Origin of the sequence: Alicyclobacillus hesperidum subsp. aegles, assembly GCF_027923525.1 — a bacterium.
Lineage (GTDB): Bacteria > Bacillota > Bacilli > Alicyclobacillales > Alicyclobacillaceae > Alicyclobacillus > Alicyclobacillus aegles.
Genome location: NZ_BSBJ01000070.1, coordinates 117,907 through 138,802, shown reverse-complemented (window position 1 = coordinate 138,802; position 20,896 = coordinate 117,907). Strand labels below are relative to the sequence as shown.

At 52.1% G+C, this 20,896-nt stretch carries 15 protein-coding genes and 1 pseudogene; 14 read left to right on the top strand and 2 right to left on the bottom strand.

Annotated elements, in window-relative coordinates; translation table 11 throughout:
- The first annotated feature begins 225 nt into the window (after positions 1 to 225).
- The 8 genes from QMF38_RS13040 to tnpB (QMF38_RS13005) all read left to right on the top strand — a co-directional run bounded on the left by QMF38_RS13040 (position 226) and on the right by tnpB (QMF38_RS13005) (position 12,520).
- On the top strand, positions 226 to 945 hold the full coding sequence (locus QMF38_RS13040; RefSeq protein WP_281759693.1) for a GntR family transcriptional regulator: 720 nt from the start codon (positions 226 to 228) through the stop codon (positions 943 to 945).
- A gap of 32 nt (positions 946 to 977) precedes the next feature.
- Positions 978 to 2,222, top strand: coding sequence for an enolase C-terminal domain-like protein (locus QMF38_RS13035; RefSeq protein ID WP_281759692.1), 1,245 nt, complete (start codon positions 978 to 980; stop codon positions 2,220 to 2,222).
- Positions 2,223 to 2,246: 24 nt separating this feature from the next.
- Complete coding sequence (locus tag QMF38_RS13030) at positions 2,247 to 3,014, top strand: SDR family NAD(P)-dependent oxidoreductase (protein ID WP_281759691.1); 768 nt, start codon at positions 2,247 to 2,249, stop codon at positions 3,012 to 3,014.
- A 40-nt stretch (positions 3,015 to 3,054) separates the two neighbouring features.
- The gene (locus tag QMF38_RS13025; protein ID WP_281759725.1) at positions 3,055 to 5,151 is read left to right on the top strand and encodes a glycoside hydrolase family 52 protein; all 2,097 of its coding nucleotides are present in this window, start codon (positions 3,055 to 3,057) and stop codon (positions 5,149 to 5,151) included.
- A 47-nt stretch (positions 5,152 to 5,198) separates the two neighbouring features.
- Positions 5,199 to 7,280 carry an alpha-glucuronidase family glycosyl hydrolase gene (locus tag QMF38_RS13020; protein WP_281759690.1) on the top strand — a complete coding sequence of 694 codons (2,082 nt, stop codon included), beginning with the start codon at positions 5,199 to 5,201 and terminating at the stop codon, positions 7,278 to 7,280.
- Positions 7,281 to 7,384: 104 nt separating this feature from the next.
- A complete protein-coding gene (locus QMF38_RS13015) occupies positions 7,385 to 8,605 on the top strand; it encodes a metallophosphoesterase family protein (protein WP_390854650.1) in 1,221 nt (406 codons plus the stop codon).
- Positions 8,602 to 12,123 carry an AAA family ATPase gene (locus tag QMF38_RS13010; protein ID WP_281759688.1) on the top strand — a complete coding sequence of 1,174 codons (3,522 nt, stop codon included), beginning with the start codon at positions 8,602 to 8,604 and terminating at the stop codon, positions 12,121 to 12,123. Before QMF38_RS13015 ends, QMF38_RS13010 begins: the two co-directional genes overlap by 4 nt.
- Positions 12,124 to 12,244: 121 nt before the next feature.
- Positions 12,245 to 12,520: an IS66 family insertion sequence element accessory protein TnpB gene (tnpB, locus tag QMF38_RS13005; RefSeq protein ID WP_281759687.1), complete on the top strand. Its 276-nt coding sequence runs from the start codon at positions 12,245 to 12,247 to the stop codon at positions 12,518 to 12,520.
- 71 nt (positions 12,521 to 12,591) lie between these two features.
- Here tnpB (QMF38_RS13005) and QMF38_RS13000 read toward each other — a convergent pair whose 3' ends face one another.
- The gene (locus QMF38_RS13000; protein WP_281759686.1) at positions 12,592 to 13,944 is read right to left on the bottom strand and encodes an MATE family efflux transporter; all 1,353 of its coding nucleotides are present in this window, start codon (positions 13,942 to 13,944) and stop codon (positions 12,592 to 12,594) included.
- Between the two features lie 124 nt (positions 13,945 to 14,068).
- Between QMF38_RS13000 and QMF38_RS12995 the strand changes: the two genes are divergently transcribed.
- From QMF38_RS12995 to QMF38_RS12975, 6 genes and pseudogenes are all read left to right on the top strand, one after another.
- Positions 14,069 to 14,749: a TetR/AcrR family transcriptional regulator gene (locus QMF38_RS12995; RefSeq protein ID WP_281759685.1), complete on the top strand. Its 681-nt coding sequence runs from the start codon at positions 14,069 to 14,071 to the stop codon at positions 14,747 to 14,749.
- Between the two features lie 592 nt (positions 14,750 to 15,341).
- Positions 15,342 to 15,539, top strand: a pseudogene (tnpB, locus tag QMF38_RS14890) (IS66 family insertion sequence element accessory protein TnpB); the annotation flags it as partial.
- A 270-nt stretch (positions 15,540 to 15,809) separates the two neighbouring features.
- Entirely contained in the window at positions 15,810 to 16,424 is a 615-nt protein-coding gene (locus QMF38_RS12990; RefSeq protein ID WP_281759684.1) for a helix-turn-helix domain-containing protein, read from the top strand.
- Positions 16,387 to 17,070 (top strand): winged helix-turn-helix domain-containing protein, encoded by a 684-nt coding sequence (locus QMF38_RS12985; protein WP_281759683.1) that lies wholly within the window; start codon positions 16,387 to 16,389, stop codon positions 17,068 to 17,070. The genes QMF38_RS12990 and QMF38_RS12985 overlap by 38 nt, the downstream gene beginning before the upstream one ends.
- On the top strand, positions 17,060 to 18,280 hold the full coding sequence (locus QMF38_RS12980) for an MFS transporter (protein WP_281759682.1): 1,221 nt from the start codon (positions 17,060 to 17,062) through the stop codon (positions 18,278 to 18,280). Before QMF38_RS12985 ends, QMF38_RS12980 begins: the two co-directional genes overlap by 11 nt.
- 317 nt (positions 18,281 to 18,597) lie before the next feature.
- A complete protein-coding gene (locus QMF38_RS12975; RefSeq protein ID WP_281759681.1) occupies positions 18,598 to 19,239 on the top strand; it encodes a DUF2306 domain-containing protein in 642 nt (213 codons plus the stop codon).
- A gap of 142 nt (positions 19,240 to 19,381) precedes the next feature.
- On the opposite strand, the gene mctP is transcribed toward QMF38_RS12975, so the two are convergent.
- Complete coding sequence (gene mctP / locus QMF38_RS12970; RefSeq protein ID WP_281759680.1) at positions 19,382 to 20,893, bottom strand: monocarboxylate uptake permease MctP; 1,512 nt, start codon at positions 20,891 to 20,893, stop codon at positions 19,382 to 19,384.
- Positions 20,894 to 20,896 lie beyond the last annotated feature (3 nt).

Below are 20,896 nucleotides of genomic sequence, written 5' to 3'. Positions count from 1 at the left end.
CTGGTGATGAAGCACTCTGGGCTGTCCCAAGCCACTTCACGTGTGGCAGGGGCAGCCCGCTGTGTCTTTTGCGGCGAGGACCACTAGAGAGTTAAGCGTTTCGGAAAAATCAAGGGTTTAGGGTATCTGCAACCGCATTTAAGGGGTCGTTCCTTACCGTTTATATTGACTTGTATACAAGTATACGATAAGATCATCCTTGCGTTAGGCCGAGGGGGTGTAATTGTGATTGCTGGAATCTCGTATGGGGAAGCAAAAAAGACACTGGGCGAACAAGCCTATGAATCGATTCGTGAAGAAATTTTATCTCTCCGCCTTCACCCAGGTCAAACGGTCTATGAGTCGGATTTTACACGCATGCTCAACATGAGCAGGACACCCGTTCGCGAGGCTGTTCGGGCATTGTCCATGGAGCGCCTTATCGAGGTGCTTCCACAGCGCGGCATGAAGATTGCCCTCATCTCGGAGCGCCAAGTTGAGGAAACGCGCTTTGTGCGGGAGAGTCTCGAAGTCAGTGCGGTCGCTTGCCTTGCGGACAAGAGTGACTCTCCTGAAGTAAGGGCAAATCTTGAAGAGGCTTTGCACCGCTCTCTTGAGGAACAACGACGCTGTGTACAGCAAGAGGATGCCGTTCGTTTCTTACATGCAGATGACCAATTTCACCAAGTATTTTTGCAGGCCCTGGGCAACATCACGTTGGCGTCCATTGTGTCACAAATGCGGGGGCACTTGAATCGTGTTCGGATGTTGTCCCTTTTTGAGCCTGAGGCCATGATTCAATTGGTGCGCGAGCATGAACAAATTGTCGAGGCTGTGCTCTCCGCAGATACAGACCAAGCAGCGCGCGCGATGCGGGCACATCTTGGCCGCTTGATGGAAGATCTTCCGATTGTGAAGGCGCGCTATCCAGATTATTTCGATGCATCGGATGGGACAGCTCGTTAAGATTTGCCGCCTCGTACCATGAGGCGAATGACATGAAGATGGGGGAGGATGAAGCGATGCGCATCACGGATATCATCGCGACAACCGTTACCGTGCCGCTGGAAGCTCCGTTGCGGCATAGTAACGGCGCGCATTGGGGGCGGTTTGTGCGCACCATTGTTGAAGTTCACACGGATGAGGGCATCGTCGGTATTGGTGAAATGGGCGGCGGCGGCGAGAGTGCGGAACAAGCCTTCGCCGCGCTGAAAACATATTTGGTCGGGCATGATCCGTATCGGTTGGAGGAACTTCGGTTCAAGATTGCCAATCCGACCGCCAGCTTGTATAACAATCGAACGCAATTGCTGGCCGCGATTGAGTTTGCGTGTCTCGATATTATCGGCAAACACCTCGGGCGTCCGGTGTATGATCTTTTAGGAGGTAAATTGCGAGACGAAGTTGAATTTGCAAGCTACCTGTTCTTTCGTTTGCCGAATGAACAGACAGGCGAAGGCGAAATTCGCACAGTGCAACAGCTGATCCAGTACACGGAGCGGTTGCGGGACATGTATGGATTTCGCGTACACAAGTTGAAAGGTGGAGTCTTTCACCCGGATTATGAGTTAGAATGTTATCTAGCGCTCGCAAACGCTTTCCCAGAGGATCGACTTCGTTACGATCCGAATGCGGCGTTAAGTCTGGAGGATGCCATTCGTTTTGGGAAGGCCATCGAACATATCAATAACGATTACTTTGAAGATCCGACGTTTGGACTCCATGGCAACCGTCGACTGCGCGAATTTGTCCGGATTCCAATTGCCACGAATACGTTTGTCATCAACTTCGAGCAACTCGCGGCAAATATATTGCAGCCGGCCATCGACGTGATTTTGCTCGATACGACGTTTTGGGGTGGCATCCGCCCGTGTGTCAAGGCTGCCGCGGTCTGCGAGACGTTCCAGCTGCCGATTGCGGTTCACTCGTCCGGGGAGCTTGGCATTCAGTTGGCAACCATGCTTCATCTGGGCGCCGTCTTGCCCAACCTGACCTATGCCGCCGATGCGCATTATCATCATCTGCTTGACGACGTCATTAAGGGAGGCAAGCTTCACTATGAAAACGGGTGCATCCGTGTGCCAGATGGCCCGGGCCTGGGTGTAGTGCTTGATCGCGATAAAGTAAACGAATATGCGGAACTTTACAAACGGCTAGGTGGGTATCCGTACGATCGCGATCCAGCGCGCGGGGACTGGTTCCCATTGATTCCGAATACGCGCTGGGCAGACCATCGGGCGTGATCGATAGGGGCAGGAGGGAACGTTATGCGATTGCAAGGTAAAGTGGCTCTGATCACTGGCGGAGGCCGTGGTATCGGCGCGGCTATTGCGCGGAGGATGGCGTCAGAAGGCGCGAATGTATGTCTCGTGAGCCGGACGGAGTCGGAGCTACAGGCACAGGCGGCGTGGATCCGCGAACACACAGCCGCAGCTGTTGCTGTCGCGGTTGGCGATGTCAGCAACCCACAGGATGTGGAGCGCACGGTAGCAGAGGCCATTGCTCATTTTGGGCACGTTGATATCCTCGTCAATTGCGCTGGTATTTCCGTGGCGCACGCGTCGGTGGATCTGCCCTTTGAACGGTGGAAGCAGTGTCTCAACGTCAATCTCGACGGCACGTTTTTGTATTGTCAGGCGGTCGGCAGGCGGATGATTGAGCGCGGGCAGGGTGGAAAAATCATCAACATTACCTCACTGGTCGCCCATGCGGCGATTCCTGAACGTGCAGCATACGCCGCGAGTAAGGGTGGCGTGAAGCAGTTGACGCAAAACTTGGCCTTGGAGTGGGCGAAGTACAACATACAGGTCAATTCCATTAGTCCAGGATTCATCATGACAGAAATTGTGCGCGATTACATTGCTCGTGGCATTCACAAACCGGAGAAAATGGTTGCGCGCATCCCGGCTGGCAGGATGGGGGAAGTTGACGACATCGCAGGCCCAGCGGTCTTTCTTGCGTCACCTGACAGCGATTACATCACAGGGACGACCCTCATTGTGGATGGCGGATTCTTGGCGAACGGATACGTGTAACGACAGCGAGTACAACAAACGATGGAGTGAATCGATGAAGATGCCGAAGAATATGTATTTTAATGCACATCACAGTCCAATTGGCGCGTTTTCTAGCTTTACACTCGGCTTTCCGGGCGCAAATGCCGGTTTTGATCTGGAGCTTGGACGACCACCGCAGACCAGCGTATACATCGGTCTGGAGACGCGTGCAGGTGGTCAGTTTGAGGCTTTGCCGTTCTTCGAAGTCGGAGAAGACGAGAGTTTGCGTTACGATGTGGAAAAAGAAGTGAATCCAAATGCGCTTCGCCGGTTGCGTCCATTTGGGCGATCCGACGTGACGCGCGACTTTCAACTTGGTAGTGATACTTGGCAAGCAGGAGATTTGAAGTTTACCCTGTACAATCAAGTGGCAGGTGTACCAGATCCGGAACAAGGTGATACCCAAGAACTTCGCCGAGTGTTGCTTCCGGCCGTGATCGCAGAATTGACGGTCGATAATCGCGCAGGGACCAAAACGCGCCGCGCTTTCTTCGGCTACGAAGGTGGCGATCCATACTCGGCCATGCGCCACATAACGGGCCCTGGTTTGGTGGGCGTTGGACAAGGGCGGATCACCGCGATTGCGACGGCACATACCGATGTCAGACCTGCGACGCATTTCAGCATGGAGGACATCCTGACGACAGAGCTTGAGGAAAACTGGACGTTTGGGCTCGGCCGCACGGGTGCGCTGATCATGGATGTCCCAGCCGGTGAAGTGCGGACGTATACGTTCGTCATCTGTTTTTATCGCGGTGGCATCGTGACCACCGGCCTGGACGGTTCGTATTGGTACACGCGATACTATCGGAACATTGAAGAGGTTGCAGAGGCAGCCATAGCTTCCTTTGGCGAGATACGTGCTTGCGCATTGCAGGCGAACGAGCGTATGGCCAAAGCCCATCTCAATGACGATCAGAAATTCATGATGGCACATGCCATTCGGAGCTACTACGGATCGACCGAATTGCTGGATGTCGATGGGAAGCCAGTTTGGATTGTCAACGAGGGCGAGTATCGAATGATGAATACGTTCGATCTCACCGTCGATCAGCTGTTCTTCGAGTTGAAGATGAACCCGTGGACCGTGCGCAATGAACTCGATCTATTCGTCGACCGTTACAGCTACGAGGATCGCGTGCGTTTCCCGGGTGAAGAAGCGCTGCATCCGGGGGGTATCAGTTTCACACACGACATGGGTGTGGCCAATGCGTTCTCACGTCCGCATTATTCATCCTATGAGGAATATGGATTGACCGGATGCTTTTCGCATATGACGCACGAGCAGTTGGTCAACTGGATCTTGTGCGCCGCAGTGTACGTCGAGCAAACGGGGGACCAAGCGTGGTTCACACGCCGTTTGCCTATCTATGAACAGTGTTTGACGAGCTTGCTCCATCGCGATCATCCCGATCCGGAAAAACGCAATGGTGTGATGGGCTTAGACAGCGACAGGACAATGGGTGGTAGCGAAATCACGACGTATGACAGCCTGGATGTGTCTTTGGGTCAGGCTCGTAACAACTTGTATTTGGCCAGCAAGACTTGGGCAGCGTACCTAGCCCTTTCGCGATCGTTTGCGCGAGCAGGCCGCACTGATTTGGCACAGACGGCGCAAGCACAGGCAGAGCGCACAGCAGAGACGATTGTCAGCCACCAGACGAAAGACGGGTATATCCCGGCCGTGATGGGCGAAGGAAACGATTCACGCATCATACCCGCCATCGAGGGTCTGGTCTTCCCGCTCTACATGGGGTGCCCGGAGGTTCTCGACGAAAATGGCCCATACGCAGAACTTATGCGAGCTTTGCGCCGCCATTTGGAGACTGTTTTGGTCGAAGGTGTTTGTCTCTTCCCGGACGGCGGTTGGAAAATCTCATCGACCAGCGACAACTCGTGGTTAAGCAAAATTTATCTGTGCCAGTTTATTGCCCGCAAGGTCTTCGGGTTGCCTTGGGAAGAGGCGGGGCGCCGGGCTGATGCAGCGCATGTTCAGTGGTTGACACACCCGACATGGTCGGTTTGGAGCTGGAGTGACCAAATTGTCCGTGGTGAATTTCACGGCAGTAAGTACTACCCGCGTGGCGTGACGAGTATTCTCTGGCTCGACGAGTAATTGGCGGATGGCACGCGACAACCACCTGTGTCGAAAGGAGGGCATTCTTGGTGAAAACAACGCAAGACCATCGTGCGTCAACGACGGCGGTCAGCCGCGACTACGCCGCGTGGTTACAGGCGACACCTGTCGCAGTGGATGCAGAGACGTATCCATTTACGCAAGCCATCGTTTGGCGAGCAGGCACCCGTGTGCTGGACACCGCGGCGGCAGAGTTGTGCCAAGGTATCGAGGAGGCGTTTGCAATCGAGCCGAAAGTGGGTGAGGCCGCGCGGACGGCTCCTTGCCGCCTCTACCTGGGTCTCGTAGGTGACCTTCCAGACTCTGTTGCCCACCAAGTAGCCGCGTATATTCAGCAAGTTCACGGTGACGGCTATGCCATCGTGCCGGTCGAAAATGGTTCCCTCGCCATCGCCGGTCGTACCGAGGCAGGCTGCTTGTATGGCGTCTTCCACCTAATGCGGTCCATCCGCATGGGGCAGCCACTGACAGAGCCCATTGTGCAGTCGCCACAGAATGAACTGCGCATGATCAACCACTGGGACAACGCCGATGGCAGTATTGAGCGCGGGTATGCAGGTAAGTCGCTGTTCTATCGTTCAAACACGATGCAGTTCGATCCGGTGCGCGTGCGCGACTACGCCCGCCTACTCGCGTCTGTGGGCATCAATGCCATCGCGGTCAACAACGTGAACGTGCATCGGGTGGAAACCCAGTTTGTCACAGACGCATACCTTCCGTCCTTGGCAAGATTGGCAGATTTGTTTCGCGATTACGGCGTCCGTATCTTCCTGAGCGTCAACTTTGCCAGCCCAGTCGAACTGGGTCACCTCGCGACAGCCGATCCGCTTGATCCTGAGGTGCAAGCTTGGTGGAATGCGGCGGCGGATCGGATTTATCGATATATTCCGGACTTCGGTGGATTTCTGGTCAAGGCAGATTCCGAGTTCCGGCCCGGGCCTTTCACCTATGGGCGCGATCACGCCGACGGCGCGAACATGTTGGCGCAATCGCTTAAACCACACGGCGGTCTCGTCATTTGGCGCTGCTTTGTGTACAACTGCCTGCAGGACTGGCGGGATCGAAAGACAGACCGCGCCCGAGCGGCATTTGATCACTTCACACCGCTTGATGGGCGCTTTGCCGACAACGTCCTCTTGCAGATCAAGAATGGTCCCATGGACTTTCAAGTGCGGGAGCCAGTCTCGCCGTTGTTTGGTGGGTTGTCCAGAACGAATCAGATGCTCGAGTTGCAAATCACACAAGAGTATACCGGGCAACAGAAACATGTTTGCTATCTCATCCCACAGTGGAAAGAGATTCTGGACTTTGATACTCACGCTTGCGGGCAGGGATCAACCGTCGCTCGTTGTGCGTCAGGCGAGCTGTTCGGGCGTGCCCATGGCGGCATCGCCGGCGTCGTCAATGTCGGCGACGATACGAATTGGACGGGACACTCCTTCGCGCAAGCAAATCTATACGGATTTGGGCGCCTCGCTTGGGATCCGTCCCTGTCTGTGGAAACCATCACGGCCGAGTGGGTGCGCTTGACATATGGCGATGATTGTGACGTCGTCAAGGCAATTACGGACATTCTGTTGACCTCATGGTGCACTTATGAAGACTATACCGCTCCGCTTGGCGTCGGTTGGATGGTCAATCCCGGCCATCACTATGGTCCAAACGTCGACGGGTACGAGTATTCCAAATGGGGGACGTACCACTTTGCAGACTGCTACGGCATTGGCGTCGATCGTACGATGGCGACGGGAACTGGTTACACGGGGCAATATCATGAACCGAATCGGAGCTTATACGAGAACCTCGAAACCTGCCCAGACGAATTGTTGTTGTTCTTCCACCACGTGCCCTACACACATCGGCTGCAGTCGGGGAAAACGGTGATTCAACACATCTACGACACTCACTTCAGCGGCGTCGAGGCCGTGGAGCGGATGCGCAGGGTCTGGGCGGAACTCGCCGATAAGGTCGATCCGGAGCGCCATCATGCCGTGTGTGCTCGCCTAGACACGCAGTTGCAAGACGCCATCGAGTGGCGGGACGTGATCAACACGTACTTTTATCGAAAGTCAGGCATTCCAGACGAGCAGGGAAGAACCATCTTCTAACAAAAGGAACACTTGTCCGATCTCGCGAATGGATCAAACCATCAGCCGTGATCGGGACAGGAGGGGTTCATCTGTTTACGTTCGTACACTGTGCAGACCTGCACTTGGATAGTCCTTTGCACGGGTTGTCGGGGCGCGCGGACGCCCCGATTGACCAGTTGCGGTCAGCGACGAGGCGCGCCCTGGAGAACCTGGTTGATTTTTGTGTTCGCGAATCGGTGCACTTTGTCGTGATCGCTGGGGACGTTTACGACGGCGATTGGAAGGACTATCATACAGGCCTGTTTTTCCGCAAATGCATGGCGCGCCTTGGCGAAGCTGGGATCCCCGTGTTTTTCATTCGCGGTAACCACGACGCGGCGAGTATCATCACGCGCGAGCTGCGCTTGCCGGATAACGTGTTCGAGTTTTCCGTATCGGAGCCAGAGACCCAACGTCTTGAGGACATTGGCGTGGCCATCCATGGCCAAGGGTTTGCCACGCGCGACGTTCGCGAAAATCTGGCCATTTCATATCCGGATCCTGTTCCAGGTTATTTCAACATCGGTCTCTTGCATACGGCAGTGCAGGGACAAGCCGGGCACGACCCATACGCCCCTTGCCGCGTCGACGATCTCCGGGACAAGGGCTACGACTACTGGGCTTTGGGCCACATTCACATGCGCCAGATCCTCCATGAGTACCCCCATATTGTTTATCCCGGAAATCTGCAAGGAAGGCATATTCGCGAAACAGGAGCCAAGGGTTGTACCGTTGTGCGGGTCGATGGCGGGCGCGTCGTCGAGGTGCGGCAACAACCTTTGGACGTGTTGCGCTGGGAAGTGTGTGAAATCGCGATCGACGGCGTGACGGATCTCCATGAAGTGGTGGATCGGACAGCAAGCTCATTGGCGAAGCTCACGCATGCACATCAGGGGTATCCCTTGGCCGTGCGCGCTGTGCTGACTGGTGAAACCGAGATACACGGTGCCTTGCTTGGCGATGAAGACCGCGTCTATGCCGAAGTGCTAGGCATCGCACAAGATATCGGGTCACACATATGGATTGAGCAGGTCCGTATCGAGACCAGGCCAGTTGCGGCAGAACAGCGTCTGGATCAAGCAACCTCGGATTGGCTCGTCAGCGCATTACAGGCCGCGCGTGGCGATGTGCATCTCCTGGACCAATTTGTCAGGGATATGCAGTCCACACAGGAGCGCCACAGATATGTCGATCGCGGAGCTGACACTTCGTATATTCGCTCGCGCGACGACGTTTTGCGCTTGCTGGATGAGGCTGAGGCCATGTTGTACGCACAGTTGGCGAGGGGAGGTGACCGGCGATGAAACTACAGGCACTTGCCGTTCAACACGTACAACATTTTCATGATCTCGCTTTCGATTTTCGCGGCGACGTCAATTTTCACGTGTTGTATGGACCGAACGAGGCGGGAAAGACCACACTGTTGCAGATTGTTCTCGATTGGTTGTTTGGCGGCACACCATCGCTTGACTACACCAGGTCCTCGAGAATTTCGGGCTCGGTGGTCAATGCCCATGGCCGTGAGCTTGCCTTCGCACGGACGATACAACGCAACAAGCTGGTTGCCGCCATGGGCGATGCCACCCTGGAGCCAGATTTGCAAGCATGCTTGCAAGGGCATGATCGCAGCCGGTACGAGCTGCTTTATGGACTGAATCACGAGCGCCTGCGGGAAGGTGGCGAAGGGTTGTTGTCCGCTCAAGGCGATGCCGCCACCTCTCTGTTTGCGGCTGGTGGCGGGATCACCATGTTGCAGCGGCACATCGACACGTTGACCAAGCGGGCGGGGGAATTGGTTGGTCAAAGGAACAACGCGATCACGAGAAAGTTCACGGGAACGATGAACCTCTATCACCAGCTCATGCGTGAAATCGACGAAAAAGCCTTGCGGGGTCAAGACTTTACGAGGCTTCAGCAAGAGATCGAGAAATTGCGTCAGATGCGCGTTGACGGTCGGGAACAGGAACGCGTGATCGAGCGCGAGCGGGCACGGCTCGAACGGCTGAAACGAGTTCGGGGCTCCTTACTTGAATTGGCTGCACTGCAAGAAGAATTGCGTTCATTTGCCGACATGTCACCGCTGACCGAAGAGGACGAACGGGCACTCGAGCAGATTCTTGAGCTGCGCGTACAATCCGCACAGTCCCTTCATGAGTTACGAACGCGCATTGAACAACTGGAGGAGCAGCGCAAAGCGATTGTCATCGACAAGCCAGCATTGCGCTACGCAGATGAGGTGCATGCCCTTCTGGAACGGGTGGGACAGTATGAAACCCTCCTGGAGAGCGATCTACCGCGTTTGGAGAAAGAATATACAGAGGCTGTTCGCCGTTGCGATGCGATGTTGCAGAGGATGCCCATTCGCCCTGAGGATGGGGCGACGGAGCTGTTGCACGAAGCGCTGATGCTCGAGGAGCTATACGAAGTCGCCGAGCTATGGCAAAGGGCCATGCAGGATGCCGAGCGCGTCCGCGGCGATTTGCATGTGTCCACGGACGAGGTCAAACGCCGGGAAGAGGCTTGGTTGGCATTCGGTGATATACCGGACATTGCACGTTGGCAAACATGGCTGGAGGACGCTTTACAGGCTGGCCACAATCGGATCGACACAGACATTCAAGAGTGGCAGCACGCGGTTCGCTTTGAACGTAGAAAACTGGAACAGCTTCTCAGTCGGCAACGATTCGTTGAGCCAGACATCGAGCGTGTGGCCAAGTTGCCAATTCCGCTCGAAGAGACCATAAACCAATACGAGAAGGATTTTTCGCGAGTCGACGAGGAATTGCGGGAATTCCGTCGCGAGTTGGAGAAGGAACGGCGGCGTGTGTCCGACTTGGAAGATGAATTGGAACGCCTGGAGGGCTTTGCGTCCGTGCCGACCGCCGAGGACTTGCAGGCAGCTCGTGCCCAGCGGGACGCGGGCTGGGCGTTGATCAAGGCGATGATCACCGGTGGCGTTTCGACCGAAGCAGACGTCGCTCGTTATGTAGACGAAATGGGTGAAACGTCGTTGTCGTCGGCGTTTGAACGGGCAATTGCCAATGCCGACGAGCTTGTGGATGAGATGCTACGTGACGCCGCTCGATTTGCGGATCGCGCGGCCAAGACGCTGGAGAAGGAACAGACACTTCGGCGCATCGAGCAGCGGCAGCAGTGCATGCAAAATCTGTTGAAAACAAGGGATCAACTTACGAGCGATTGGGTGGCCGCCTGGGCGGATTGCGGGCTGGTTCCAGGCTCGCCAAGGGAAATGAAGCAGTGGTTGATTGAGTTTCAGCAACCTGTGCGCGATCGATATGCGACATTGCTGGAGCAGACGGCTAAGCTTGAACAATTCGAGGAGCTTCGCCAGCAATTGCGATCGCGCCTGGAACTTGCAGCGGCCGACTTGCAGGTGGCGATTCGCTCGGAATGGACGATTGCTGAGTGGATGCAAGAGATCCTGCGCAAGTGTCACGACTTTGCCACGTTAGCACAGCAGAAACAAGCCGCGAAACAGGCGTTGGAAGAGGAGCGGGATCGGCAGCAGAACAGGTTGCAGGAGCTTGCGGTGCAGGAGCAAAAGGCCGCTCAATATGCTGAGCGGTGGCAGGCCTTGCGCGCAGAGTTGCGACTTCTGCCGGAAACACCAGATGTGGCATTTGTTCGTCTGCTCTCTGAATGGCAAACACAGGCCGCACAGGTCGAGCGGCTCGCAAGAGATTTGCAGGAAGCAAAGGCTTCGCGCGATCGCTTTGAAAAGGACGTACACGGCATTCTCGAGGAATTGAGTGAGTCCGTGGCTCCCGGGACATCGTACGGCATGGTTGTTCGTCGGCTACAGGCGCGAGTCAGCCAGGCAATAGAAGCACTGAATCGGTTAGACAGCGTGGAGAAGGAACTGACGAACGCCCATGAGCAATTGCGAAATACGGAGTCAAGTTTGCAATTTTGTTTACAGGAGATGGAACGTTACAGCCGGATCGCCGGCGATGTGACCCCTGAGGCGTGTCGGCATGTGATTGCTAAATCGCGGCGGTATCGACAGCTGGAGGAAAAGATGCGCACTTTGCAGATGAGTGTCGTTGCCGTAGCGGATGGTGTGCCGCTTGAAAAGTTACAGGCCGAACTGGCTGAGTATCCGGATCCGGACGAACTTGAGCGTTTGCTTCAAGAACATGTCGACAGCTTGCGCGATTTGCGAGAGCAGCTGGAACGCACCAGCGATGCACTGCGCGAGTGCGAAATCCAATTCGAAGAGATGAATCGGGAGCGTGCGGATGCCGCAGCAAAACGTCAAGAAGCAGAGGCCAAGTTGGCCGAAGCGGATCGCTACTGGCGCGAATATCTGCGCGTAGAGTTGGCTCGGCGCTTGTTGCAAAGAGCCATCGAATGGTTCCATGAGCAAAATCCGTCCACGGTTCTGGATCGGTCTTCTATGTTCTTTCGGCGTCTGACGTGCGGTCGCTACGAAAAGATTGATATTGCGTATGAAGAAGGCGGGTCGCGGCTTGTCGTTGAGGATGCGTCAGGCAAAGCGAGAACTGTTGCGCAACTGAGCGATGGTACACGAGATCAGCTTTATCTGGCACTGCGCCTTGGCTTTATCGAGAATCACCTCCAACTTGCACCTGGACTGCCGCTCGTGATGGATGATATCCTCGTCCATTTTGATGATGAACGGACGTTGGCAACGCTTGAAGTGTTAAGCGAGTTGTCTACTTATACACAGGTGTTTTACTTTACGCATCATCAGTTTTTAGTCGATGCCGCCAAAAGAATGCTCGGCCATCGCGTTGTGGTTCACCATCTGGTGGGGGTACCCGAGGAGTCTACGGTGTGAGCAAGATTCGTTGTGTAACTCTGGTCTGCTGCGCAATGTGGTGCGCACCCTAGCATCGATATGCTGAACATCGGCGCTGGACCGGGGAGTTGTGCGTGTACCGAGCATGCGACGCCCGGACATGCGTAAGTCCATCAAAGGACTCACAGCCCTGATCCAGGCGTCGCTTCAGCTCGACCCGTTTTGTCCTGTGGTCTTCGTGGTCTGCGACCAGGAGCGGGACATGGAAGCTCCTGTACTGGGAACACAACGGTTTTTGGTTGTATTATCGACGGCTGGAATGCGGCCGATTCGCTTGGCAGGAGCGCAAGGTTGGCGGGATTTGACGCTTACGCTTTTTCTATATGAGCCCACAAGGGAGCGAGATATAACTGTTGAGTGGCCTGAGCGCCGATAAACAAAAGGTCTTGTAATCAAGGTGTCTTGGCGTTAGCGGTTATGCTAGCACTGATGTCTGTGCCCATGTCTTTATTCCACCAATTGTTCCACATCCGGTTTCAATTTTGTTCGTAGGGCGTACATCATACACGCCCCGACCAAGAATGCAACTGAATCTGCGATGACAAGCGACCAAACCACGCCATGGAAACCATACAGACGGTTAGCGATGTACAAGACCGGGATAAGCGTGGTGCCTTGCACAACGGACATGATAAATGTAGCGAATCGTTGTGCCGTCGCTTGGAAAATGCCCGTAATTAAAGTGGTTATCCCAGTAATGAATAAGGATAGGAACGTTACATGTAAAACATAACTTCCCATGTCAATCAATGTTGTGTCATCCGTAAACAAACCGATTAAGTGGTCGGAAATTAAATAGACAGTGACACCGAACCCAACGGCCAGCAGCATAATCGTTTTGATGACAAAGCCAATCGTTTGCTTTAGACGGTCTTTATTTGATGTAAAAGCGAACGCAATCAACGGGACAACTCCCTCACATAACCCCATTACAATAAACTCAGGAAACTGTAGCAAACGTGAGGAAATGCCGTACGCAGCGACGGCTCGGTCTCCATATTTTACAAGAAAGTGGTTTAAAATTAGAGACATTGCACCTAAGAAGATACACATTATGAAGACGGGAATTCCAATGCTAAATACATCTATCAAGATCCTTTTGTTGACCTTATATTGCTTCAATGATACAGATAGAAACTTGCTCTTATATCTCATATGGAAGACATAGAACAGACTTGCTGCCAAGTTTGCAGTAGCTGTAGCAGATGCAACGCCAGTTACGCCTTGGTGGAAGACGAAAATGACCAGGGCATCGAGTACAATATTCATGACAAAGCTAAGGATCATACCCTTCATGGATATTACGGGGGCACCTTCGGACCGAACGATATTCTCCAACGTGAAAAATAGCATTACGAATGGGGAACTGATAATCATAACCACAACATATTCCTTCGTAAATCTAAAAGAGTCGGGCGTCGCGCCTAGGCCATGAACGATTGCGTCAATCATTGGTAGGCCAAGGGCGATGGTGATAAGACCAAGTGTGATACTGCTATATAACGCAAACGATGAAACATGCTTCACATCATCGTATTTCTCCTCACCCAGTAACCGTGAAATAAGAGTACCACTACCGGTGCCTATCATGCTTCCCAGCGCCATAAGGAGTGCAGACAGCGGCTGGGTTAGGGCCAACGTGGATAAAATGGCCATCTGGTGAAGCGTTCCAAGGAAATAGGCATTCAGAATGGAATAGATAACACTCATTGATGTACCTAGCATCATTGGTACAGCGAAGTGTGCTACGGCTTTAGCAACAGGCGCTTGCTCAAAGAAATAAAGGTTCTTTGAGTCCATAAGAGTCACTTCTTTCTCAGTCAATCTAACACTGTTAGTTTGAACCTAACATCGTTAGATGGTAACATTGATTATTGAACTTGTAAAGGGTAACTTACACTGTTAGGTAAAAGGCGGATTCTCGTTGAAAAAACATCAGACGCAGATCTCTGAGGATAAAATTCTAGAAGCTTCATGGGCACTTTTAGGTGAGGAGGGCATCGAGAAGTTTAGTCTCAGACGTTTGGCAGAACGAATGGGTATTCAAGCTCCCTCCCTTTATTGGTACTTTAAGAGCAAGCAAGATCTCTACCAACGTTTAGCCAATCAGGTGTCCAAAATGGTTCTGGACGAATTCCGTCCAGAGGGAAGTTGGAAGCAACAGCTCGCGGAGTTTGCGACTACGGTACGAAACGTACTCCGCCGATATCCCTGCTCCACTCAGCTCATGATGCAGACACTTCCACATGAGCCTGATATGATCCGTTTCACAAACCGCATGCTTCTCTGTATAGAATCGACTCCACTGGAAGAGGAACAGAAGCTACAGGCAGTTCTCACTGTTGTAAACTATGTCTTCCACTTTGTTCTAGACGATTACGAGCACCAACGCAATGTTAAGGCGATCCTTAATAAAAATGGTGATCGTTCAAAGGAGGAGATGTCGCACCTGCTTGCTTCCATGAGAGACGAAGACGCTGGTCTGTTTCGTAGAATGTTTATGAACGGCATGTTTGACATCATGGGGACCGACGGAGCATTTGAGTTCGGTTTGCAGCTCATTCTTTTGGGGATTGAGCAGGTGATAAAGAAACAGGATGGCTAGTTTGGGGATTAAACAGGTAAGAAAGAAACAGGACCATTAGAAGGTGAGCGTCATCAAGCAGCCCACGCATAGCAATTAACTTCCCAGTCATTCAACGAAGGGAAGCTTATTACTTGTCCGCAGGAACCTCTCGCCGCGAGAAGCGCTGGTTTTGACGCGAACGGATTCTCATCTTCTGAGACAGCGGTCTGTCTGGGAGTCAGCTTTGCGCTAAACAAAGCTTGAAGCACAGTTTTGGTATTGGCTTCGTCGACAACGAAACGAAACTGCCTGGTACCCAAGACATGAGGTTCGCGTCGTTGTGACGAGTTTATCGCCTTGGACGCGAGCTCTTCGTCTCTGATCCTCAGCATCGGTTCGGTCGTTACGGAAGTCCGTCCTGGATACGCCCCATGGATGCTCACTGACCTAGTCCGGCTCGTAATTCGAACTTGCTCGCCTTCGACAGGACTTCGGAGCATAGCGTGAATTTGGCCTGCGGGCTTACGGGTATTCGCAAATCCATGCACGGACTCGTCAGCTAACTCAGGCGTCATTTCAACCCGACGTGCTTCGCATGTCAGTTTGCTTCTTGCAGTAACGGGACAAGCTCAAAATCTTACATTGGTCGCGCGGCGGGCTTTGGTTATACTACCGGCGCTTACGGCGCGGCCAATTCGACAAGCCAGGTACAGGCGACACCAAAACCACGGTATTTCACGGCGGGGTTGAATGGGCCCCTAGCGGGCCTGTCATTCGAGCAAGGCGAAACGAGATGTGGCCTTGCCGCCATGATCGGAACGCTCCATGAGGGCATTTGTACAAAGGAGTGTATAACATCCCAGAAGGCCCTGCCCGAGATGGCAAGGCCTTTTTTCGTCATGTATTTGCTGAAAGCGGTTGCCCTTACAGCCGACTTAGAATTGATGCAGTTGTTATCGGCTCGCCATCAAATTCTTTACCTTCGGTTGCTTAAAGTTAAACATTCAAAATGTAAATGAATTCTAAAAGAATAACCGTTATAGTATCGTCAAACGGTATATTATCGTATAATGCGCCGTAAGAACGTGAGGTGACCCGAATGAGCGAGAAAATTGTGGAATGGAGCGATCATAGAACCTTTGCTGCATTAGCCCATCCACTCAGATTCGAAATGTTGCAGATGTTAATGAATGGGAAACACACTTTGACGGAGATGGGGAAAATCTTGAATGAAAAGCCTGGGAAGCTACGGTTTCATTTGCTCAAACTGATTGATGCTGAGTTGGTTCGTTTGTGTGAGACACGAGTGGTGGGGGGAGTAGTTGAAAAATATTACGAAGCGACCGTGAATCGCCTCGTGTCGGTGGAACCACTAGATATAACGGAGGAAGTACTAGACGAACGCCGAAGACTCGCGTTGACAATGGTAGATGTATTAACAAGACAGTTCAAAGAACGTCTACAACGTGACACAGGCGGTAAAACATTTTTTTCACATCATGCCATAACAATTGATGCAAGCCGGCTATCCGAATTTTGTATGGACTTGCAAAAAACCATTCAGGAGCATGTGTTCCCTAAATGGAGATCAGAATCAAATGACGGTGAGTCCCAAATAACATTGGATGTAGTCTCTATGGTAAGCTACGCTTTTCCATATAAAGGAGTGACTGTAGATGACGAGCAAGATGATAATCGGACTCTGGACCAATGACACGTCTTTGAGGAACATGGTTTACTCAGTAACCCCACCCGAATGGACAGTTATAGAACTTCGCTCATGGGCATCAATCAAGCAATCTAGCTCCATCGCAATTGTCGATTTACGTACTGCCTCAACCAATATATCCGCGCCTGAATTGCCCATGTGGTTAGCAATTGGCGATCAAGCGACTCAACTTGCTTGGGCCTATCGACATCATGCGTTCGTAGCTTGGCTGGTGCCGATTTCAACCTATCAAATGGCGAACGTATTGCGAGCGTGTCAAGAACATCTATTGAATGAGAATGAAAGCAGCAAAGTCGCTTTATCAAACAACGTTTATTGGGACAGACATTTGGAACAAATACAAAAAGATAATCACACGTATTCTCTTACGCCGTTGGAAACTGAAATTTTGGAACTTTTGTGGCGGGAGCGCCATCGTTTCATACCCGTAGATGAAATTATACGAGCTGTGTGGAATGGGAGCGTCTATATTACGCATCACAGTGTTTATGTGTATATAAAGAGTATAAGGGATAAAGTGGAGTGTGATCCGCATGCACCCAAGATTATCGTTAACCGTTACAGGTTTGGGTATAGGCTAACACCAGCTTTCGAGTTTTATTATGAAAGGGGACATATCCATGTCCGCTAACCCACAGCGACCGCATCTCGGTTGGAATTTTGGTCTGTTGGTAATGGGGCAGGGAATCTCGCAAATAGGCAACAATCTTTTTTCTTTAGCATTACTTTGGTTTGTCTTAATAAAAACCCATAATCGCGCTGACCTCGCGTATGTCGCTTGTGCACTGACAGTTCCTAATATTTTGGGCCTTCTTAGTGGTACGTTGATTGACCGAATGAACCGATGGAATGTTATGATTGGCAGCGATTCTATTCGTCTCATTCTGTCTGTCGTTATGGGGTTAGTTGCTGTAGAGAGCCAAAATTCAATTATTATTCTTATCGTTCTAGGTGTTCTTATACAGGTTGCTGGGAGTGCATTTCAGCCTGCACAAGTAGCGATTATACCATCATTAGTTAGTCATGAACTACTGGGACGGGCAAACGGCATAAATCAAATGGTTACTATGGGTACACAAATTGTTGGAATGGCGTCAGGCGGTGCTTTAATGGCTGTTGTTGGACTTCCAACCCTATTTTTTATAAACGCAGCTACATTCCTCTTTTCAGTGATAACACTGTTCCTTGTTCGCCAACCATCGCATATGGCTGAACTTCGTGATAGATCCTTCTGGTCCGATTGGACGGAAGGTATGAAAATTGTTGTTTATGACAGGCTCCTGCGTCGACTTATAACGATTGCCATTATCGTAAACTTCTCTCTTGCTCCAGTCATGAGTTTGGATGCGGCTTGGGTACGCCAAATTCTCCGCCAGAATACATTTCACTATGGTCTTGCTGGTGCATGCCTTATGGTAGGGGTGATTATTGGAAATGGATTATACGGGGCTCTGGCCGAAAAGATAAGACCGTCCTTAGTCTTGCCGATTGCACTTTCAGTAATGTCTTTCAGTGTAATTTGTTTTGCAAACATCCCTCGTTTCTCCGTGTTTGCTATATGCTTGTCTGTTTTTGGTGCATTTGCCGGAGCTGTAAATACAATGGTGTTTACAATGGTGCAGAATCATGTGCCTGCTCACTCTATCGGCCGAGTTGCAGGAACACTACTAGCACTTACAACAGCGAGCCTCCCTCTCGGTATGTCAATTGCAGGTTTTTTAGCAAGACACTTGTCGCTGAATTGGATTTTCTCCGGAGGAGGGGCTTTGGCTTTTATTGGCGTTGCCATCAGCATAGGATTACGTTCATTGGCTTCCCGTGCTAAAAGTGCGCTGGAATAGGCCTTAAATCGTGAGCGTGAAATTGCGCGCACGTCATCTTCAGCACTTCCGTATCGTAACCTCCAAAAGTAGCCACACCTTGAAACGAAAGTTGCCGCATATCTTCCGTTGTGCGCTGAGCGACCCATAAAGAAAAGGCTCTGTCAAAAGTGGCAGGGCTTTTCCCTTTTAAGCCCAGCGTGCTACGTCCGCTCGGCTGGCGTGGGCACCGACAAACGAAGGATCTCGTAATCAAGGTGTCTTGGGATAGATGGTTACGCTTGTTCGTGCACAATTTGGCAACCTGAGGTATCATGATTCCCATTGGAGGCGTTGGTATGTTGCGACGACGTTACCTGGGAGATGCTGCAATCGGCATCGCGCTCGCATATGCCTTGTACATGCTGTTTGGTAGTTTCATCGCTGACCCGCAGGATGTATCGTTCCTTTCCCATAAGGTCGGAATTGCACGCCATGTGAATCACCCTATATGGATCATGATGTTGCATATTCACATTGTGGCTGCTGTTATTGCCATTGTAAGCGGCATGCTCAATTGGACACTGACCGGAGAACGCCGTCAACATAGTCTGCATCGCATGGCCGGCTATCTATATATCGCGTCTGTTCTTGGTGTGGACGGAACATCGGGTTATTTAGCTCCCTTTGCCACAGGTGGTGAACTCCCGACCGTGGCGTTTAATACGCTGAACGTGTACTGGCTGATCGTTACGGTACTTGCTTACGTCCGTATACGGCAGGGCGATGTAGCGCGACATCGAGCATGGATGTTACGTAGCTATGTGTTTTGTGACACAAACGTCCTTAATCGGGCGTTTACCTACCTCGGTGGACATGTAGGACATTTGCCTTATGCGACTGCCTATGCCATCGCAGTATGCTTAAGCATCGTGGTCAATGTCGTCGCTGTAGAATCTTGGCTGGTTGCCCAAAGAAGGGCACAACGGCAAGTCGCTTAATGGATGTGGAGGGTATGTGCAATCTGGTTGATGGACTGTTCTCGCTGGTGACCGGGATTTCAGCACGAAATGGGGACGTTTAGACAAAACGGGCGGCAGACGGTAGTCACGTTTGCTCGCCCGTTTTTGCGTTATGTGTGCATCAAAGTGAAGCTTCTACGTGGTAATCGCTGTGGTTTGTCTGATCTGAGCCATTGCTCAGGTTTGCCGCGCGGAACAGCAGTGTAAGGACGACAACAACGATAACATTCAGCACTAGTGCCCAAATACCCGCATAGCCTGCGACGCTACCACCGAACAAGTGCAATGCGTACGTGGTTGACTTATAACCGGTGGTTCCCCACATATAGATGCCGTAGACGATACCGACGAGCCAACCAATCAGCAATGCGCGTCTGTGGAACCAGCGCGTATACAACCCCAGCACAAGCGCGGGGACCGTCTGCAGGATAAGGATGCCACCTACCTGTTGCATACTGATGGCGTATTGCTGCGGGAAGCCCAGAATAAAGACAAGCGCTCCGACTTTGACGAGGAGTGAGACAATCTTTGCCACGCGTGCTTCATGTTCTGATGAAGCGCCTTTGGCAAAGTAAGTTTTGTAGATATTGCGTGTAAACAGGTTGGACGCCGCGATGGACATGATGGCCGCTGGTACAAGTGCGCCAATTGCGATAGCCGCAAACCCGAAGCCAGCAAACCAACTTGGGAATTCCTTAAGAAAAAGCAATGGAACCGCTTGGCTTGTGGATTTGGCATGCACGCCCGCCGCTAGCGCCATGAAGCCCAACAGTGCGACGATGCCGAGCGCGAACGAATAGGCTGGGAGGAGCGCCATATTGCGCTTCACCACACGACGGCTGGAAGCGCTGAAAACACCAGTCAGAGCGTGCGGGTAGAGAAACAGCGCAAGTGCAGAGCCAAATGCCAGTGTACCGTAGGTTGCATATTGTTTTGGCGACAAAATGGCGGTGCCTGGCGGATTGTGTGTCGGTAATGCCGCTGCAGCTGCATGGAAGATGTGGCCGAAACCGCCGAGTTTCATGGGAATGACAATCACCGATACGATCACGGTGATATAAATCATTAAATCTTTTACCACCGCAATCATGGCAGGAGCCCGCAATCCGCTGGTGTACGTGTACAGGGCAAGGATAATGAACGCGATGATGAGCGGCCAGTCGCCGCCGATGCCAATGGCGCTAATCACGGCTTGCATACCGGTCAACTGTAGTGCAATGTATGGCATCGTCGCGACAATACCCGTGAGGGCGATGGCAAGCGAGAGCAGTTTATCGCCGAAGCGCCCCTCAATAAAATCAGAAGCAGTCACATAGCCGTGCTGTTTGGCCACAGACCAAAAGCGCGGCAGGATCAATAGAAACATAGGGTACACGACGATGGTGTAAGGTACGGCATAAAAACCGAGCGCGCCCGCGCCATACATAAGCGCGGGAACGGCGATGAACGTATAGGCGGTGTAAAGATCGCCGCCAACCAAAAACCATGTGATCAGGGTTCCGAAGCGCCGTCCTGCTAATCCCCATTCTTCCAGGTGATTCAAATCTGCTCGTCGCCATCTCGCGGCGATAAAACCTAGCACTGTAACGAATATAAAGAAGATAATGAAAACAGTAAACGCAGTCCAATTCATGAT

Coding starts and splice junctions, on each gene's coding strand:
- QMF38_RS13035 (WP_281759692.1), top strand. CDS start 978: ATGAAGATGGGGGAGGATGAAGCGATGCGCATCACGGATATCATCGCG.
- QMF38_RS13030 (WP_281759691.1), top strand. CDS start 2,247: ATGCGATTGCAAGGTAAAGTGGCTCTGATCACTGGCGGAGGCCGTGGT.
- QMF38_RS13025 (WP_281759725.1), top strand. CDS start 3,055: ATGCCGAAGAATATGTATTTTAATGCACATCACAGTCCAATTGGCGCG.
- QMF38_RS13010 (WP_281759688.1), top strand. CDS start 8,602: ATGAAACTACAGGCACTTGCCGTTCAACACGTACAACATTTTCATGAT.
- tnpB (WP_281759687.1), top strand. CDS start 12,245: ATGCGTAAGTCCATCAAAGGACTCACAGCCCTGATCCAGGCGTCGCTT.
- QMF38_RS13000 (WP_281759686.1), bottom strand. CDS start 13,944: ATGGACTCAAAGAACCTTTATTTCTTTGAGCAAGCGCCTGTTGCTAAA.
- QMF38_RS12990 (WP_281759684.1), top strand. CDS start 15,810: ATGAGCGAGAAAATTGTGGAATGGAGCGATCATAGAACCTTTGCTGCA.
- QMF38_RS12985 (WP_281759683.1), top strand. CDS start 16,387: ATGACGAGCAAGATGATAATCGGACTCTGGACCAATGACACGTCTTTG.
- QMF38_RS12980 (WP_281759682.1), top strand. CDS start 17,060: ATGTCCGCTAACCCACAGCGACCGCATCTCGGTTGGAATTTTGGTCTG.
- QMF38_RS12975 (WP_281759681.1), top strand. CDS start 18,598: ATGTTGCGACGACGTTACCTGGGAGATGCTGCAATCGGCATCGCGCTC.
- mctP (WP_281759680.1), bottom strand. CDS start 20,893: ATGAATTGGACTGCGTTTACTGTTTTCATTATCTTCTTTATATTCGTT.